Source organism: Sphingomonas sp. PWP1-2, from assembly GCF_049898305.1.
GTDB lineage: Bacteria > Pseudomonadota > Alphaproteobacteria > Sphingomonadales > Sphingomonadaceae > Sphingomonas > Sphingomonas glacialis.
In genome coordinates this window covers 438386-455540 of sequence record NZ_JAFCXM010000002.1, presented here as the reverse complement: position 1 = coordinate 455540, position 17155 = coordinate 438386, and the positions used below count along the sequence as shown (strand labels likewise).

The following is a 17155-nucleotide window of genomic DNA, read 5'->3' as shown; positions in this document are numbered from 1 at the left end:
GGGGCGTGCGCAGCGTGCGGTCAAGCCGGCACCGCGGCGTGACCGATCGAGCGGCTCACCAGCAGCAACGCGCCGTCGCCAGGATAAGGGGCAACCGTGAAGCCCATGTCGCGCTCGACCTCGATCGCGGCGTGATTGTCGCGGCTCTCGATCGCCTCGAGCACCTTGACGCCCTTGGTATCGGCGACCGCGGCGATATGCGCGAGCAGCGTCCAGCCGATGCCGTGCTGCTTGAAATCCTTGCGGAGTGCGATCGCGACTTCGCCGCGCTCGAACCCCGGGTCGCAGGCGAGCATCGCGGTCGCGATCATCGTCGCTCCGTCATGCGTGAACGCGAGGTAATTCTCGGTCCAGCGATGGTCGACGTGCGTGAGGGCAGTGATCTGTGCCGGCGCGACTTCGTTCATCCCGGTGAGAAAGCGAAACCGCAGATCCTCACGCGTCACGTGCGTAAAGAACTCGGCGACGGTGCCATCGTCCTCGGGCCGCGCCGGGCGGACGTGAAAGGTAAATCCGCTGCGCGTGGTGAGTGTCTGGCTCGGCTGATGCATCGAAGACCCTTCCGCTTGGCAAACGAAACCCGATTTCGAGCTTCACAAGAGCGCCTCATGCGCTGCGAAGGTCGGGCTGGCTGCTGATGAAACTACGTAGATCGGGCCTCGCGCAGCGTCATGCCGCCAGCACCGCCGCGACCGGACGCCGCAGCGCATAGGGCAACGCGGGCCCACGCCCGAAGCGCAGGACGAGATCGGGCCGCATGCCCGGCGCGCCGATCAATGCGGCAAGCTCGGGTCGCAAACCGGCGACCTCGACCGGTTGATTGACGAACGCGCATTTGATGCCGAGCGCGGTCGCTTGGAGCGCGAACCGCTGGCACGCCCGACCGACGCGCACCCAATGATCGGGATCCGCCTTTGCCCCAAGGAAGATCGCCACGCCTGCTGAAGAGTCGAGCTGGCGCGCATATCGGTCGTTTTCCGAGCGGGCGGTAACGAAGCGATCGAACAGCGCCGGCCCGGCCCAGCTCGGCAGCGCTGGGTTACCGCTCGCCGCGCTGAACAGGCCGTCGCGTGTCCGCAGCGCCGCGTGCGGATTGTAGCGTAGCCACTGCTTGAGTTCGCGCACGAAAGCCGGGTCGGCCATCTGTCTGGAGTTGCCGTCGATGACCATGTCGCGAACGATCGCCCTGTCGCGGCGTTCGGTCATCAGGATCAGCTCGACCCCAGGCACCGCCGCCGCGACCGCCAAGTCGCGGAGCTCGGCGGTCGGCACCGATCGCCCGTCATAGCGGCCACGCGTCGATTGCCGCTTGGGGATTGCCCAGAACAACGGATCATCGACGGGCGGGCCGGGGCGAAACGCAAAGCCGATCGTCCCGCCATCGTCGGGCGCAAACACCGCCTCCCCGCGATGCCCCGACGCAGCCGCCGCCAGCACGAGGTTTTCGGTCGCGCATCCCAGGCTGACGAACAGATGGTGATCGTCGGGATCGACGACCGGGGTACGCCGGCTGAAATCGGGGAGCACGTCGATCTGGTTCGTGCCGAGGCGGAAGCGCCACGGCTGCGTATTATGGCCGTTGGGGGCGAGCGTCGCGAAGCGGACGAGCTCGGCCAGCGCCGGGTTGCCGCCAAGCGGAATACGCGCGGCGGCCGCTGCCGCATCATACGCGGTCATCGAGGACAGGTCGTGAAGGCCGGCCCAGCCAGCCCCCACGACGCCGAGCGCGGCTGCCCCACCCCCGAGCAGAAGATTTCGGCGGTTCATCCGAGACCCTCCCGATCGGTGCGAGACGCGCTCAGGCGTCGGCCGGCGTGAAGTCGAGCACGACGCGTGACGGCACGTCGCCGCGCTCGAGCCGCTCGAACACGCTGTTGATCGCCGCCAAGGGCTGCAGCTCGATGTCGGCCTTGACCTTGCCGTTGGCGGCGAATTGGAGGCACTCGGCCATATCCTTGCGCGTGCCGACGAACGATCCCCGCACGGTGATGCAATTCGCCACGACATCGAACAACGGCACGGGGAACTCGCCCGGCGGCAGGCCGACGAGCACGCAGGTGCCGCGCTTGCGCGTCATCGCGACGCCTTGCTTGAACGCGGCGAGCGAGGGCGCGGTGATCAGCACGCCGTGCGCCCCGCCGCCGGTCTTCTCCTTAAGTATCTCGGCGGGATTATGCGTCTTTGCGTTGATGACGAGATCGGCGCCGAGCCGCGTCGCGTGGGCGAGCTTGCCGTCGTCGATGTCGATCCCGGCGACGTTCAGCCCCATCGCCTTGGCATATTGGATCGCGAGATGGCCAAGCCCGCCACACCCCGAAATCGCGACCCATTCGCCCGGCCGCGCCTGCGTTTCCTTGATGCCTTTGTACGTCGTGATGCCAGCGCAGATCAGCGGCGCGGCCTCGACCGCGCTCAGCCCGGCGGGAATGTGCGCGACATAGTCGGGGTCGGCGAGCAGATATTCGGCGAAGCCGCCATTTTGCGTGTAGCCGCCGAACTTGGCCTCGCCGCACACCGTCTCCCACGCCGACAGGCAATATTCGCAATGCCCGCATGCCGAATAGAGCCACGGCACGCCGACGCGGTCGCCTTCCTTGACGCGGATCACTCCGGCGCCGAGCGCAACGACGATGCCGATCGCCTCATGCCCGGGGATGAAGGGCGGGTTGGGCTTGACCGGCCAATCGCCCTTCGCGGCGTGCAGATCGGTATGGCAGACCCCGCACGCCTCAGTCTTGACGAGGATCTGCCCGGGACCTGGCGTCGGGATCGCAACCTCCTGGAGCGCCAGCGGCTGTCCGAATGCGGTGACGACCGCGGCGTGCATTGTCTTGGCCATGAGCAGGCTCCTTCCGGGGGAAAATTCGAGAATCGTTTCGACCTGACACGCGCGCGACACGCTGCCAGCGGTGCCGCGACACGGCCGCCTGCCCGAGCGCTCTGGCCTGTCTTTCCTAGAAGTCGCGACCCGCGTTTGGGCAGACTCGGAAAATACGCATAGCTCCGACCGGCAACCGCCTTGCGCCGGTCAGCCTGAGCGCTAGGTTCACAGCGCCTCCCGCCAAGGACCCCTGCATGCGCGCTGTCTTCTCTGTTCTCCTGTCTGCCACCATCCTGACGAGCGGCGCGCACGCGGCCGCCCCCACCGCCGCGGCGTCGGCCGATGCCGCGCTAGAGCTCGCCAAGAAGGCAATCGCGCTGCGCTCGGTAAAGGGCCCGGGCAACCAGACCCCGCAAGTCGCCGCGCTCTACAAGACGGCGCTCGTCGCGGGCGGCTTTGCCGATGCCGATGTCGAGATCGTGCCTGTCGACGACACCGCCTATCTGATCGGCACGTGGCGCGGCAGCGATCCGTCGCTCAAGCCGATGGTGATTTCGGGGCACATGGACGTCGTCGAGGCCAAGCCCGCCGACTGGAAGCGCGATCCGTTCACCCCCGTGGTCGAAAATGGCTATCTCTATGGTCGCGGCGCAACCGACATGAAGCTCGACGGGACGATCGCGATCACCGCGCTCACCGACCTGCGGCGCAGCGGCTACAAGCCCAAACGGACGATCGTCATCGAATTCTCGGGTGACGAGGAAACCGCGATGAAGACCTCGACGCTGATCGCCGAGCGGCTCAAGGACGCCAATATCGTGCTCAACGTCGATGGCGGCGGCGGTGTGCTCGACGAGGCGACCGGCAAGCCCAAATATTGGACGTGGAACGGCGCCGAGAAGACCTATGCCGATTTCCGGCTGACCGTCACCAACCCCGGCGGCCACTCGTCGATGCCGCGCCCGGTCAACGCGATCGTCGAGCTGTCGAAAGCGCTCGAGAAGGTCGGCGCGTATCAGTTCAAGCCCGAACTGAGCCCGCTGACGCGCGAGGCGCTGACCAAGGCCGCGCCGTTCGAGGAGCCCGCGATCGGTGCCGCGCTGAAAGCGTTCGTCGCCGACCCGACCGACAAGGCCGCGATCGCGACGCTGACCGCCAATCCCGCGACCATCGGCAAGATCGGCACGACCTGCGTCCCGACGCTCGTCAACGGCGGGCACGCCGAGAACGCGCTCCCGCAACGCGCGACCGCCAACATCAACTGCCGGATCTTCCCCGGCCACAAGCCAGCCGACATCATGGCCGAGCTCGGCCGCGTGATCGCCGATCCGTCGGTGACGATCGCCGATGTCAGCGAAGGCTCGGTGGCGAACGACGCATCGCCGATGCGCCCCGATTTCATCACCGCGATCACCCGCACGATGGGCCAGGTCTATCCGGGCGTGCCCGTCTTCCCGGCGATGGCCTCGGGCGCGAGCGACAGCATGTGGTTCCGCTCGCACCACGTCGCGAGCTATGGCGCGAGCCCGACCTTCATCAAGCCGTCGGACGATTTCAGCCACGGCCTCGACGAGCGCACGCCGATCGCGACGATCGAACCGGGGATTCGCTACTACAAGCTGCTGTTCGCCGATCTGTCGAAGTAGCCGCGGCAAACGCGCTTGGTGCGCCCCGGTCTTGCCCGGAGCGCACGCCGATCCTACGATCGGCGCACTCGCAATCGGAGCTCAGCATGGCGCCGTGTCCCCCCGATCCTGATGCCGACTGGAGCTTGCCCGGCTGGCTCTATACCGATCCCGAATATCATGCGGTCGAGGTCGAGCGTGTGCTGCGGCCGTCTTGGCAAATCGTCTGCCACCAGAACCAGATCGCCAACGCCGGCGATTTCCACACGATCGACTATCTCGGCGAGAGCGTCGTCGTCGTGCGCGGCGATGACGGCGCGCTGCGCGCCTTCGCCAATGTCTGCCGCCATCGCGCGATGCGGCTCGTCGAGGGGCCGACGGGATGTGCGCGCAAGTTCGTCTGCCCGTATCACGCCTGGAGCTACGAGACCGACGGCCGGCTTTCGGGCGTGCCGATGCGCCGCGATTATCCCGCGCTCGAGCTCGAGGCGCATGGCCTCGCCCCGGTCGAGCTCGAGATCTGGCGCGGCTTCGTGTTCGTCCGGCTTGAGGGCGATGGCCCGTCGGTCGCGGCGATGATGGCGCCCTACGATGCCGAGATCGCGCCGTATCGCCTCGAGGCGATGCAGACGCTCTCGCCCGTCCGGCTGCGCGAGCGCGCGGTCAATTGGAAGAATGTCGGCGACAATTATTCGGACAATCTGCACATCCCGGTCGCGCATGACGGGCTGAGCCGGCTGTTCGGCAAGAGCTATGCGATCGAGGCGGCGCCGTTCGTCGACAAGATGTCGGGCCAGATCGTCGACCGCGCCTCGGACAATCGCTGGGAGCGGTTTTACCAGACGCATCTGCCGCACGTCGATCATCTGCCGCAAGCCAACCAGCGGCTGTGGCTCTATTTCAAGCTGTGGCCCAACATGGCGTTCGATCTCTACGCCGACCAGATCGATTTTATGCAATGGCTGCCGCTGACGCCGACCACCAGCGTGCTGCGCGAAATGGCGTTCGCGCTGCCCGATGACCGGCGCGAGATGAAGCTTGTGCGCTATGCCAATTGGCGGATCAACCGCGTCGTCAATGCCGAGGACACGTGGCTGATCGAGCGCGTCCAGCAAGGGATGGCGTCGCGCAGCTACACCGCAGGGCCGATTGGGCGGAGCGAGGTGTGCCTGCGCAGCTTCGCGCGGAAGATCCGCGAGCGGATCCCGGAGGCGCGATTGCACCGTGCGCCCGCGCCGGGATGGTCGCGGGGATAGTGCTCTGCGCGATTGGGGCGGAACTTCCTCTCCCGCTCGCGGGAGAGGCAACGAAGACTTGGTCCGCCTTCTTCAGGCGGGCCTAGTCGAAGTCGGTGAGGGTCTTCTTCTTCGCGGCATCGAAGAAGAAGGAGACCCTCCCCCACACCTCCCGCGAAGGCGGGAGGGGGAAAGTAGAGAGGAAGGCGGGAGCAAGCATGACCAAACGCTATGACGCGCTCATCATCGGCGGTGGCCATAACGGCCTCGTCTGCGCCTTCTACCTCGCGCGCGCCGGGCTCAAGGTCCGCATCCTCGAACGCCGCCATGTCGTCGGCGGGGCGGCGGTAACCGAGGAATTCCACCCCGGCTTCCGCAATTCGACCGCGAGCTACACCGTCAGCTTGCTGCGCCCCAAGGTCATCGCCGACATGAAGCTGCACGACCGCGGCTTTCGCATCATCGAGCGGACGATCAGCAACTTCTTCCCCTTCCCCGACACCTATCTCACGCTCGGCGGCGGCACCGCGCGCACGCAAGCGCAGTTCGCGCGCTTCAGCCAGAGGGATGCCGACGCCTACCCGGCCTATGACGCCGCGCTCGAAAAGGTCGCGCAAGTGCTCCGCGATCTCGCGCTCAAGTCCCCGCCCAATGTCGGCGGGGGGTTACGCGCGCTGCTCGCGGGTGCGGCGCAGGGCTGGCCGGTCGCCAAGATGGGGATCGAGCAGCAACGCGACCTGCTCGACATCTTCACCAAATCGGCGCGCGATTTCCTCGGCGGCTGGTTCGAGGACGACCATGTCCAGTCGGCCTTCGCCTTCGACGCCGTCGTCGGCAATTATGCCGGCGTCTCGACGCCGGGCAGCGCCTATGTCCTGCTCCACCACGTTTTCGGCGAGGTGAACGGCAAATACGGCGCCTGGGGCCATTCGGTCGGCGGAATGGGGGCGATCACGCAGGCGATGGCGCACGCCTGCCTCGAAGCGGGTGTCGAGATCAGCCTCGACGCACCCGTCGCCAAGTTGCTGACCGAAGGTGGCAAAGTCGCGGGCGTCCGCCTTGAGTCGGGCGAAGAGATTGCTGCCAAGATCGTCGCAGCCAATGTCGGCCCGGCCTTGCTCTATCGCCAGATGGTCAATTCCTCCGATCTGACGGCCGACTTCAACCGCCGGATCGCCGGGTTCAAGACCGGCAGCGGCACCTTCCGCATGAACGTAGCTCTGTCCGAACTGCCCGATTTCAGCGTGCTGCGCGGCAAGGACAAGGCCGAGCATCATACCGCCGGGATCATCATCGCGCCCGGCATGGATTACATGGACCAGGCGTTCATCGACGCGCAGCAATACGGCTGGTCGAAACAGCCGATCGTCGAGATGAAGCTGCCGACGACGGTCGACGACAGCCTCGCCCCGCCCGGCCAGCATATCGCCAGCCTGTTCTGCCAGCAATTCGCGCCGACGCTGCCAGATGGCCGCTCGTGGGACGATGCGCGTGAGGAGGTCGCCGATCTGATCATCGACACCGTCACCGCGCACGCCCCCAACTTCAAGGCGAGCGTGATCGCGCGCCAGATCCATTCGCCGCTCGATCTCGAGCGCAAGTTCGGGCTGGTCGGCGGCGACATCTTCCACGGGGCGATGGGCCTCGATCAGCTTTGGGCGGCACGACCGGTGCTCGGCCACGGCGACTATCGCGGGCCGATCAAGGGGCTCTATTTGTGCGGATCGGGCGCGCATCCCGGCGGCGGCGTGACCGGCGCGCCGGGGCACAATGCGGCGCACGAGATCCTGCGCGATCGCAGTCTAGTCGGGCGCGTCTTCGGATAGCGCCGCGCGATACCGCAGCAGATACAGCGGGATCGCGGTCAGCATCAGCCCGACGCTCAGGCCGATCGCCTCGATCCCCGCGCCCCACATCGCCCACGCGGCAAAGGCCAGCCCCAGCGCGGCGGCGACGGGCGCGATCCGCAGGATCAGCGCGGTGAGGCACGCGCCGACATAGAGCCAGATCGTCGCCGCTGCCGTCAGCCGCAGCATGAAGTCGAGCAGCCCGCCGAGCGACCGCGTCGCGTTCGACAGAACGAGCAAGCTGGCGAGCGTGCTCGACACGAGCAGGATCGCAACCGGCACGTCGCGCGCGCTGGTTGCACCGATCCAGCGCGGCAGCAGCCCGGCGCGCGCCATGCCGAGCGGCACCTCGCCCTGCACCAGCGTCCAGCCGTTGAGCGCGCCGATCGCCGCGATCGCGGCGAAGCCTGCGGTCGCAAGCCCCGCCCAAGGCCCCCAGAAGGTCGAGACGAACAGCGCGAACGGTGCCTGCGCATTGGCGACAGCCGCGCTCGGCAATGCGAAGATGATGCCGGTGCAGACGATGAGATACAGCACCCCCGTCAGCGCGAGCCCGAACAGCATCGCGCGCACCACATTGCGCGCCGGATCGCGCACCCGCTCGGCGGCGACGCTCGCCGCTTCGAACCCGACGATCGCGTAGAAGGCGAAGGTCAGCGCCGGCGTCAGACCGCCCCATGCGAAATCCGCATAGGGCCCGGCCGAATGCCCCACCCCACCTCGCCACGCGATCCCGACGAGGATCAGGACAATCGCACCAAGCGGGACGAGCTTGATCACCGTCGTGCCGACTTGGAACGCCCCCGCCAGCCGCGCACCGCCGAGGTTGAGCACCGTCAACAGCCAGATCAGCACCGTCGCCGACACCGCCTGGGCAAGCGCCGTCGCGCCGATCATCGGCACGAATTGCGCGAGATAGCGCACTGCGGTCAGTGCGATCACCGCATTGGCGGACCAGATACCGATCCAATAGCTCCACCCGACGAGCACGCCGCACAGCGGACCCAGCCCGGCGCCGCACATCGCGACCACTCCCGTCGCTTCGGGCATCGCCGCCGTCAGCCTTGCGAGCACCCAGGCGATCAACATCGCGCCGCTGACGCCCACGATCCACGCCACGATGCTCGTCCAGCCATAAGGCGCAAGTTGTGCGGGCAGGACGAAGATGCCCGAGCCAATCATCCCGCCGACCACCAGCGCGGTCGCGGTCCAGAATCCGAATGGGCGGTGCGACTCCGACTCGATGCGGCAGCTCCCTTCGCCAGCGAATGGAGCACGCTGCGCAGCGCTATGCCAGAGCGATTTCCGTCGCCGCGAATTCCGCGCTGCTAGCGGTGACAGGCCTCGGCTGCAGGAACGCCCGAGAGCAAAGCGGTACGCTGGACACGGAAATCCTCGCCGCCACGCGTGCTCGGCTGCGCGCCAGCGCCGAGCCCGTTCCACAAAGCGGCGTTGAAAGCATCGGTATCGAGGCGATCCTCGGTCGCGAAATTCTGTCCTCGCATCGCAGCGGCCCAATAAGCGGCGTCGTGCGGGGCACATCCGGCAGCCACCGGTGCCGCCACGAAGCGATCCCGCGGGATCGGCAATTGCGTCGCGCGCAGCACGTCGGCGGCGACGGCGTGGTAGCGCCAGCCCGTCATCGCCGGATCGAACACATCGGCCATCGGCACCGCGAGCGCATCGTTCAACCCGAGCGGCGCCAGGCCGAGCACCGCCTCGATCGTCCGCAACAGGCTGACGGTGGTATAGCGCGTCGAGACCAGGGCGTTGTGGCGCACCATCGGCCCGACGATGAACGCCACGCTGCGCCGGGCATCGACATGGTCGGCACCGTTCTGCGCATCATCCTCGATCACGAAGACCAGGGTGGAATCACGCGCGCGGCTCTGCGCGATCGTCTCGACGACCTGGCCGAGCGCATAGTCATTGTCCGCCATTTGCGTCTCGACGGTGTTCACCCCGTCGATCGCATCGCTGAAATCGCCGAAATGATCGTGGCTGAGCCGCAGCAGCGTGAGCGCGGGGACTGCGTCCTTCGCGTCCGCCACGGCGAATTCGCGCTGCCATTCGAGCATGCGCCAATAATCGGGCATCTTCTGGTCGAAGCCGCGGAAATACGGGTCGCTGCGCGAGGCCAGCAAGCGGTCGCCCGGCGTGTAGATCCGCGTCCCTGTCTTCGCCGGCTCGCGCTCGAGCGGAATGAAACCGGGCTTGCCGAGATCGTAGACCGAAGCGTCCGAAAAGCCGTAATTGCGAACGCTCAGCCCGGCACGGATCGCGGCATTCCACAGGAAACCCTGGCCCGTCTCGTCGTCACGATCGCCATCGGGCGCAGTGAGCAGCGCTGGCCCGGGCAGCAGATCGGGATCGGTCGAGACCGCCGGATTCGTCGCGTGCCGCTCAGCGGGCGTCTGTGCTGTGTAGATGAAGCGATCGGCCTCCTCCGCCTCATACGCCAGCCCGCGCCCGGCATAATTGACCGGTGCGGTCTTCTCGAGGAGGTCTGGCACGCGCGCCGCGGTCGACCAGGTCCAGCCGGTGCTCGACTGCTCGCCGCTGTCATAGAAATTGTCGAGCGTGACGAAGTCGCGCGCGAGGCGGTGATGATTGGGCGACAGCCGCTCGCCGAGGATCGCGAGCCGCGGATCACCATTTCCGACCGCCAGATCGCCGAGCACTTGGTCGTAGGTCCGGTTTTCCTTGATGATGAAGACGACGTGCTTGATCCGCGCACGCACCGCCGCCATCGTCGCGTTCGCGGCCGCGCGCGCCTGCGTTGCGGTCAGCCCGATATTGTCGGCGACTTGCAGCGTGGTGCGCACCAACGCCGCTGGCTTGGGGAGCGCGAACTGCAGCAGCCCGGCCTTTTCGAGCTGGAAGATATATTGGTTGGCGGCGCCGCATGCATTGGGCTGGCCGCGATAGATAGCGAGCTTCGGCGCGCAGCCGAGCGGGTTCGGCCCCGGCGGGCTCTTGCGATTGACGACGAACACGCGACCGCCATCGCGGCTCACGGCGACCGCGCTGGGATACCAGCCCGTCGGCACGAGCCCGTCGACGCTCGCGCCATCGGCGCGCGGCGTAACCAAGGCGACCGCGTTGATTCCCCCCATCGTCACGAGCAAGCGGTGATCGGGGAGCAACGCCAGCGCATTGGCATTGAGCCCCTTGGCGAGCGGTGCCGCGCCGAGTGCGTCCGGCAGCCCGAGCCGCGGCTCGGCGGCGAGACGGCCGGTCTTGAGGTCGATGATCGCCAGCCGGTCGGCATTGTCCTCGGTCGCGTAGAGCCGGCCGAGGCGTGGATCGACCAGCAGTGCGGTCGGCGCACCGAGCGTCGCCACGCGGCCTGTCACACGGACCGCAGCGCCGATGATCTCCAGCGCGACGAGTTGCCGATCGCGTGGTGCCGACACCCAGGCATGCGTCGCATCGATCCAGACGATCGCAAACGGGTTCTCGCCGCCCGGAACGCCGACTTGCGCGGGATCGATCTTGCCAGGCCGCAGATCGCGCTCGGCGATCACCTTGCCCGCCGCCAGGTCGATCAGGCTGATCGAATCATTGTAGTAATTTGCGACCAGCGCGCGTCGCCCATCGGGGCTGACCGCAAGCCCCGCCGCCTGCGGCTTGACCTCGGCACCGTTTCCGGTCGCATGCCCCAGCGCGATCGGCGCGCGCGTCTCGGCGAAGCGGCTTCCGTGCGCCTCGAACCGATGGACGACATCGTCGACTCCACCCCCGACGACGAAACCGCGGCCGTCGGGCTGCCACGCGATCCCCGAATAGCTGTTCGGCACGCGCGTCGTCTGAAGCAACCGACCGCCGCGCGCGTCGATCGCGTAGCGAAAGACATATTGTGTCGACTGCGCGGGGAGCCGTTTGCCATCGCTGCCGTTGAACAGATTGAACCCGCTGGTCAGTACCAGCATCTCGCGCCCGTCGGGGCTGACCGCAATCGCTGCGGCGCCATCGGCGACATACTCGGGGTGCGGCGCGATGCGCGTCGTCAGCGGTTCGAATCGTGCGCCTGGTGCTGCCAGCGGGGTCAGCCGCTGCCCGGTCGGCAGCGCGACGCCTGGCTCGGAATGGTCGCGTGCCGCAACCGACGCGGTGATCGCGAGCAAGCCACCAAACAGAAATGCTTTGTGCATGATACCCATCCCGACGCCGTAGCGCGGGCTTACGACATTTTGGCGACACAGCCTATGGAGCGTTCGCCCTGTATCGCGACGCTCCGCCGCCCCCTTCGTACGGGAAAACCCCAATATCTGCTGCGGTGCGAAATCGGGTGAAGCCGGGCGACCGCTGCTGTGCGGCGTTAACGAAGATTGACCATGGATCCAGGTGTCGTCGACCTGTCGCGGCTGCAATTTGCCCTGACCGCGCTGTACCACTTCCTGTTCGTGCCGCTGACGCTCGGCCTGAGCTTCATGTTGGTGATCATGGAATCGGTCTATGTGATGACCGACCGGCCGATCTGGCGCGTCATCACGCGCTTCTGGAGCAAATTGTTCGCGATCAACTTCGTGCTCGGCGTCGCTACAGGGCTGACGATGGAGTTCCAGTTCGGCACCAACTGGTCGTATTTCTCGCATTATGTCGGCGACATCTTCGGCGCGCCGCTCGCGATCGAAGGGCTGATGGCGTTCTTCCTCGAGGCGACGTTTGTCGGGCTGATGTTCTTCGGCTGGAACAAGATGTCCAAGCTCGCGCATCTCGGCGTCACCTTCATGGTCGCGCTCGGCACCAATTTGTCGGCCTTGTGGATCCTCGTCGCCAATGGCTGGATGCAGAACCCCGCGGGCGCGACCTTCAACCCCGAAACGATGCGGATGGAAATCAGCGATTTCGGCACGGTGCTGTTCAACCCGATCGCGCAGGCCAAGTTCGTCCACACCGTGAGCGCCGGCTATGTCTGCGCGGCGGTGTTCGTGCTCGGCATTTCGGCGCTCTATCTGCTGCGCGGCAAATATGTCGGCGTGGCGAAACGCTCGATGGCGGTCGCCGCGGCGTTCGGCCTCGCTTCGTCGCTGTCGGTCGTCGTGCTCGGCGACGAGAGCGGGTATGCGCTTACCGACAACCAGAAGATGAAGCTCGCCGCGATCGAGGCGGCGTGGCATACCGCCCCCGCCCCCGCCGGCATCACGCTGATCGGCATCCCTGATGTCGCCGCGCGAACGACGCACTATGCCGTCGAAGTGCCGTGGGTGCTCGGGCTGATCGCCACGCGCAGCCTCGACACCGAAGTCACCGGCATGTCCGAACTCGTGCTGAAGGCGCAGGAGCGGATCACATCGGGCGTGGTCGCATACGACGCCGTCCAGAAGCTCAAGACCGACCCGACGAATGTCCGCGAGCGCGCACGGTTCGAGCTCCACAAGCGCGATCTCGGCTATGCCTTGCTGCTCAAGGCGCACGTCGCCGATCCGCGCCTGGCGAGCCCCAAGCTGATTGCGGCGACTGCGTGGGACGTCGTCCCGAACGTCCCGCTGATGTTCTGGAGCTTCCGCGCGATGGCGTTCATCGGCTTCTATATGATCGCGCTGTTCGCCACCGCGTTCGTGCTCGCGAGCCTGCGCCGCCACGACAGCACGCGCTGGTTCCTGCGGATCGCGCTCTATTCGATCCCGCTGCCGTGGATCGCGATCGAGCTTGGCTGGATGCTCGCCGAGATCGGGCGTCAGCCCTGGGCGATCGAAGGCGTGTTGCCGACCTTCCTCGCCACCTCGACGCTGAGCGTCGCGGCGTTGTGGACGACGATCATCGGCTTCACCGTACTCTACGGAGCGCTCGCGGTGATCGAAATCCGCTTGATGATCGCGGCGATCCGCAAGGGCCCGTTCGAGCATGTCGACGATCCCGTGCCCGACCAGAGCGATACCGTCGTGGTTCCCATTCTCCCCGTCGCCGCCTGAACCGAAAGGACGGACAATGTTCGACTATGAAACGCTGCGCGTGATCTGGTGGGCGCTGCTCGGCGTGCTGCTGATCGGGTTTGCGGTTACCGACGGCTTCGATCTTGGCGTCGCCAGCCTGCTCCCGTTCGTCGCGCGCAACGATGCCGAGCGGCGGATGGTGATCAATTCGGTCGGCCCGACCTGGGAAGGCAACCAGGTGTGGTTCATCACCGGTGGCGGCGCGATCTTCGCGGCGTGGCCGTTCGTCTATGCGGTCAGCTTCTCGGGTTTCTACCTCGCGATGTTCCTGCTGCTCGCTGCGCTGATCCTGCGCCCGGTCGGCTTCAAATATCGCTCGAAGCGCCCTGACGCGGCGTGGCGGAACCGGTGGGACTGGGCGCTGTTCGTCGGCGGTTTCGTCCCCGCCCTGGTGTTCGGCGTCGCGGTCGGCAATGTCCTGCTCGGGGCGCCGTTCCGGCTCGATAGCGACTTGCGGTCGTTCTACGAAGGCGGCTTGCTCGGCCTGTTCACGCCGTTCGCCTTGCTGTGCGGGCTGCTCTCGGTCGCGATGCTCGCGCTTCACGGCGCGACGTGGCTGACCTTCAAGGTCGAGCGTGGCGGCCCCGTCCATCGGCGCGCGCGCAGCTTCGGGGCGGTCGCTGCGATCCTGACGCTGCTGCTGTTTGCGGGGGGCGGATTGTACGTCGCGTTCGGCGACATTGGTTATCACATGCAGTCGGTGGCCGATCCGCTCGGCCAGTCGAACCCGCTACGCACCACGACGCAGCAGATCGCGGGTGCCTGGATCGGCAATTACGCGCTGCATCGTTGGATGCTGATCGCGCCAGTGCTTGGCATCGGCGGCGCGGTGCTCGCGTTCGTCGGCATTACCGTGGGCGCCGAGAAGAGCTCGTTCGGCGGTTCGGCGCTGGCGATCACCGGGATCATCGCGACCGTCGGCCTGTCGATGTTCCCCTATATCCTGCCCTCGAGCATCGATCCGCATTCGAGTCTGACGGTGTGGAACGCCTCATCGACCCCGGCGACGCTCGGGCTCATGCTGTTCGTCACCGCGATCCTGCTGCCGATCGTGCTGCTCTACACGAGCTGGGCGTTCAAGGTGATGTGGGGCCGCGTCACCACCGCCGACGTCGCCACCAACCCCGATTTCTACTGATCCCGAAAGGACTAGACGATGTGGTATTTCACTTGGGTTTTGGGTCTCGGGCTCGCAGTCGGCTTCGGCATCCTCAACGGCATGTGGCATGAATTCCACCTGCCGGCCGACGATGAGGACGCTCCACCGCCCGCGTGATCCACGCTTGCATACCAAAAGACCAAAGGCGATCCGAACGATCGGCAGCGGTCTGGCATAGACGGCGCTGTTCGCTGGCAGCAACGTCCGGGGCGGCGGGCTCGACGGAACGTCAGCCGTGGCTGAGCGCGAGCTGCTCTAACGGTGTTACGCGGGTTAAAGCGGGATGGGTGGCTCTGGCCCTCGGCGCGTCGCCGAAGCGCTGTTCGGAGGTACGAAGCGTGCTTTGCTCATGCACAGCCTACCTCCCGCTATTCCTCGCGCACTAAGTCCGGGCGCACCTTACGCCACGCTTCTGACGCGATCCCGGCCCGAACGCTTGGCATCGTATAAGGCGCTGTCGGCGCGAAGCATCGCCGATTTGAGCGACGCGTAGTCGCGCACGACCGCGAGCCCGCACGAAAAGGTCAGCGCGTCGCCGCCGCGATGGCCGATTTCGTCGCGATGGAGCGAGGCGCGCAGCCGTTCGACGATCTCGGTCGCTTCGTCGAGCGCGGTGTCGGGCAGCAGGATCGCAAATTCCTCGCCGCCCCAGCGCGCGGGGAGATCCGACCGGCGCAATTCGGTCTGCAGCCGCTTGGCGAACTCGACCAGGACACGGTCGCCCTCGTCATGGCCGTGACGATCATTGACCGCCTTGAAATGATCGAGGTCGAGCACCGCGACCACCGAATTGCGGTCGTCGCGCAACACCGGTGCGATCGCGTCCATAAAACCTCGGCGGTTGCGCAGCCCGGTCAACACGTCCTTTTCGGCGGCATCGGCCAGCCGCTCGACCCGCGCATGGGTTTCCGCCGAAGCGCGCGCGACCGAGGCGAGCAAGGCCCCTACCAGATCATCGCCGCCCGTCGGTACCGGCGGGACGGGCTCGCCGCGTTGCAACGACTGCAGCAAATCGGTCGCATGCGCCACCGGCGCGAGCAGCCCGCGCAGCGCGACGATCGCGGTGACCGTCCCGACCAGCGTCGCGACGAGCAATGCCGCGAAAAGGCGCCAATCCCACCGCGCCAGCACCAACTCGCTCACGCAGAAGACGATGATCGGCAAATGCACCGCGCCAAAGCAGATGCTGAACATGCGGAACTGGAAATTACGCGGAAACAGAAACCGCGTGGCTTGATAAAAACGCATGCCTATACTCCGGCAACCTCACCCATGATCGGCGCTATTGGATCGCGGTTTCTGAATCGTTAATCCCCAATACCGGGCCGCCCTCATCAGCGGCCACGCCGGAATAGCGGTGGTCGATCAGTAAACGACCACGCTGCGGATGCTTTCGCCGGCGTGCATCAGCTCGAAGCCCGTATTGATCTCCTCGAGGCTGAGGACGTGCGTGATCATCGGGTCGATCTCGATCTTGCCGTTCATGTACCAATCGACGATCTTCGGCACGTCGGTCCGCCCCTTCGCGCCGCCGAACGCGGTACCGCGCCAGTTGCGCCCGGTGACGAGCTGGAACGGGCGCGTGCTGATTTCCTTTCCCGCTTCGGCCACGCCGATGATGATCGACGTGCCCCACCCGCGGTGGCACGCCTCGAGCGCCTGGCGCATCACCGTCGTGTTGCCGGTGCAATCGAACGTATAGTCTGCCCCGCCATCGGTCAGCGCGACGAGGTGCGCGACGAGATCGCCGACGTCCTTCGGATTGACGAAATGCGTCATGCCGAACCTGCGGCCCCATTCCTCGCGGTCGGGATTGATGTCGACCCCGACGATCATGTTCGCGCCCGCCATCCGCGCGCCCTGCAGCACGTTCAGCCCGATCCCGCCGAGACCGAACACGATGATATTGTCGCCAACCTGGACCTTGGCGGTGTTGACCACCGCGCCGACGCCCGTCGTCACCCCGCAGCCGATGTAGCAGCTCGTCTTGAACGGCGCGTCCTCGCGGATCTTCGCGACCGCGATTTCGGGGAGCACGGTGAAGTTCGAAAAGGTCGAGCAGCCCATGTAGTGGAAGATGGTCTCGCCCTTGTACGAGAAGCGCGAGGTGCCGTCGGGCATCAGCCCCTTGCCTTGCGTCGCGCGGATCGCGGTGCACAGGTTGGTCTTGCCGCTGAGGCACGACTTACACTGGCGGCATTCGGGGGTGTAAAGCGGGATGACGTGATCGCCCGGCTTCACGCTCGTCACGCCCGGCCCGACTTCGCGCACGATGCCGGCGCCTTCATGGCCGAGCACGCTCGGGAACAGCCCTTCGCTGTCGAGCCCGTCGAGCGTATAGGCATCGGTGTGGCAGATCCCGGTCGCCATGATCTCGACCAACACTTCGCCCGCCTTGGGGCCTTCGAGGTCGAGCTCGACGATCTCGAGCGGTTGCTTGGCGGCAAAGGCGACGGCGGCGCGGGTTTTCATGGGGCACTCCTCGAGACGGTCGCCAATCCCTTACGGCTACGCCCGGTTGCGTCAACC

General features: G+C 66.4%; 13 protein-coding genes. 6 read left to right on the top strand and 7 right to left on the bottom strand.

From position 1 onward, the window contains the following. Nucleotides 1-20: 20 nt before the first annotated feature. From ACP7C5_RS07015 to adhP, 3 genes are all read right to left on the bottom strand, one after another. On the bottom strand, nucleotides 21-551 hold the full coding sequence (locus tag ACP7C5_RS07015; RefSeq protein ID WP_354285646.1) for a GNAT family N-acetyltransferase: 531 nt from the start codon (nucleotides 549-551) through the stop codon (nucleotides 21-23). Nucleotides 552-669: 118 nt separating this feature from the next. Beyond that, nucleotides 670-1767, bottom strand: coding sequence for an Acg family FMN-binding oxidoreductase (locus ACP7C5_RS07010; protein WP_426263680.1), 1098 nt, complete (start codon nucleotides 1765-1767; stop codon nucleotides 670-672). Between the two features lie 31 nt (nucleotides 1768-1798). Continuing rightward, nucleotides 1799-2839: an alcohol dehydrogenase AdhP gene (gene adhP, locus ACP7C5_RS07005; protein ID WP_426263679.1), complete on the bottom strand. Its 1041-nt coding sequence runs from the start codon at nucleotides 2837-2839 to the stop codon at nucleotides 1799-1801. Between the two features lie 236 nt (nucleotides 2840-3075). On the opposite strand from adhP, the gene ACP7C5_RS07000 reads away from it, so the two are divergent. From ACP7C5_RS07000 to ACP7C5_RS06990, 3 genes are all read left to right on the top strand, one after another. Continuing rightward, nucleotides 3076-4467: a M20/M25/M40 family metallo-hydrolase gene (locus ACP7C5_RS07000; protein WP_426263678.1), complete on the top strand. Its 1392-nt coding sequence runs from the start codon at nucleotides 3076-3078 to the stop codon at nucleotides 4465-4467. Between the two features lie 86 nt (nucleotides 4468-4553). After that, a complete protein-coding gene (locus ACP7C5_RS06995; protein ID WP_426263677.1) occupies nucleotides 4554-5702 on the top strand; it encodes an aromatic ring-hydroxylating oxygenase subunit alpha in 1149 nt (382 codons plus the stop codon). Between the two features lie 197 nt (nucleotides 5703-5899). Next, nucleotides 5900-7507 carry a phytoene desaturase family protein gene (locus ACP7C5_RS06990; RefSeq protein ID WP_426263676.1) on the top strand — a complete coding sequence of 536 codons (1608 nt, stop codon included), beginning with the start codon at nucleotides 5900-5902 and terminating at the stop codon, nucleotides 7505-7507. Here the strand turns inward: ACP7C5_RS06990 and ACP7C5_RS06985 are convergent. Then, nucleotides 7484-8971: an APC family permease gene (locus tag ACP7C5_RS06985; RefSeq protein ID WP_426263675.1), complete on the bottom strand. Its 1488-nt coding sequence runs from the start codon at nucleotides 8969-8971 to the stop codon at nucleotides 7484-7486. The two genes, ACP7C5_RS06990 and ACP7C5_RS06985, sit on opposite strands and share 24 nt — an antisense overlap. After that, nucleotides 8857-11682 carry a bifunctional YncE family protein/alkaline phosphatase family protein gene (locus ACP7C5_RS06980; protein ID WP_426263674.1) on the bottom strand — a complete coding sequence of 942 codons (2826 nt, stop codon included), beginning with the start codon at nucleotides 11680-11682 and terminating at the stop codon, nucleotides 8857-8859. Before ACP7C5_RS06980 ends, ACP7C5_RS06985 begins: the two co-directional genes overlap by 115 nt. A gap of 183 nt (nucleotides 11683-11865) precedes the next feature. Between ACP7C5_RS06980 and ACP7C5_RS06975 the strand changes: the two genes are divergently transcribed. From ACP7C5_RS06975 to cydX, 3 genes are read left to right on the top strand one after another with little or no spacing between them, the layout of a single operon-like run. Next, nucleotides 11866-13446: a cytochrome ubiquinol oxidase subunit I gene (locus tag ACP7C5_RS06975; protein WP_426263673.1), complete on the top strand. Its 1581-nt coding sequence runs from the start codon at nucleotides 11866-11868 to the stop codon at nucleotides 13444-13446. A 16-nt stretch (nucleotides 13447-13462) separates the two neighbouring features. Further along, nucleotides 13463-14605 (top strand): cytochrome d ubiquinol oxidase subunit II, encoded by a 1143-nt coding sequence (cydB, locus tag ACP7C5_RS06970; RefSeq protein ID WP_426263672.1) that lies wholly within the window; start codon nucleotides 13463-13465, stop codon nucleotides 14603-14605. Nucleotides 14606-14623: 18 nt separating this feature from the next. After that, a complete protein-coding gene (gene cydX, locus ACP7C5_RS06965) occupies nucleotides 14624-14743 on the top strand; it encodes a cytochrome bd-I oxidase subunit CydX (protein ID WP_133188284.1) in 120 nt (39 codons plus the stop codon). Nucleotides 14744-15025: 282 nt separating this feature from the next. On the opposite strand, the gene ACP7C5_RS06960 is transcribed toward cydX, so the two are convergent. After that, nucleotides 15026-15874, bottom strand: a complete 849-nt coding sequence (locus ACP7C5_RS06960) for a GGDEF domain-containing protein (protein ID WP_189674745.1) — start codon at nucleotides 15872-15874, stop codon at nucleotides 15026-15028. 117 nt (nucleotides 15875-15991) lie between these two features. Beyond that, nucleotides 15992-17098: an S-(hydroxymethyl)glutathione dehydrogenase/class III alcohol dehydrogenase gene (locus ACP7C5_RS06955; RefSeq protein WP_133188288.1), complete on the bottom strand. Its 1107-nt coding sequence runs from the start codon at nucleotides 17096-17098 to the stop codon at nucleotides 15992-15994. Nucleotides 17099-17155: the final 57 nt, after the last annotated feature.

Bases quoted from the DNA above. Each gene is read 5' to 3' on its own strand.
- ACP7C5_RS06955 (WP_133188288.1), bottom strand. From the start codon at position 17,098: ATGAAAACCCGCGCCGCCGTCGCCTTTGCCGCCAAGCAACCGCTCGAG.
- ACP7C5_RS06995 (WP_426263677.1), top strand. From the start codon at position 4,554: ATGGCGCCGTGTCCCCCCGATCCTGATGCCGACTGGAGCTTGCCCGGC.
- ACP7C5_RS07015 (WP_354285646.1), bottom strand. From the start codon at position 551: ATGCATCAGCCGAGCCAGACACTCACCACGCGCAGCGGATTTACCTTT.
- ACP7C5_RS06980 (WP_426263674.1), bottom strand. From the start codon at position 11,682: ATGCACAAAGCATTTCTGTTTGGTGGCTTGCTCGCGATCACCGCGTCG.
- ACP7C5_RS07000 (WP_426263678.1), top strand. From the start codon at position 3,076: ATGCGCGCTGTCTTCTCTGTTCTCCTGTCTGCCACCATCCTGACGAGC.
- cydX (WP_133188284.1), top strand. From the start codon at position 14,624: ATGTGGTATTTCACTTGGGTTTTGGGTCTCGGGCTCGCAGTCGGCTTC.
- ACP7C5_RS06975 (WP_426263673.1), top strand. From the start codon at position 11,866: ATGGATCCAGGTGTCGTCGACCTGTCGCGGCTGCAATTTGCCCTGACC.
- ACP7C5_RS06960 (WP_189674745.1), bottom strand. From the start codon at position 15,874: ATGCGTTTTTATCAAGCCACGCGGTTTCTGTTTCCGCGTAATTTCCAG.
- ACP7C5_RS06990 (WP_426263676.1), top strand. From the start codon at position 5,900: ATGACCAAACGCTATGACGCGCTCATCATCGGCGGTGGCCATAACGGC.
- cydB (WP_426263672.1), top strand. From the start codon at position 13,463: ATGTTCGACTATGAAACGCTGCGCGTGATCTGGTGGGCGCTGCTCGGC.
- adhP (WP_426263679.1), bottom strand. From the start codon at position 2,839: ATGGCCAAGACAATGCACGCCGCGGTCGTCACCGCATTCGGACAGCCG.
- ACP7C5_RS07010 (WP_426263680.1), bottom strand. From the start codon at position 1,767: ATGAACCGCCGAAATCTTCTGCTCGGGGGTGGGGCAGCCGCGCTCGGC.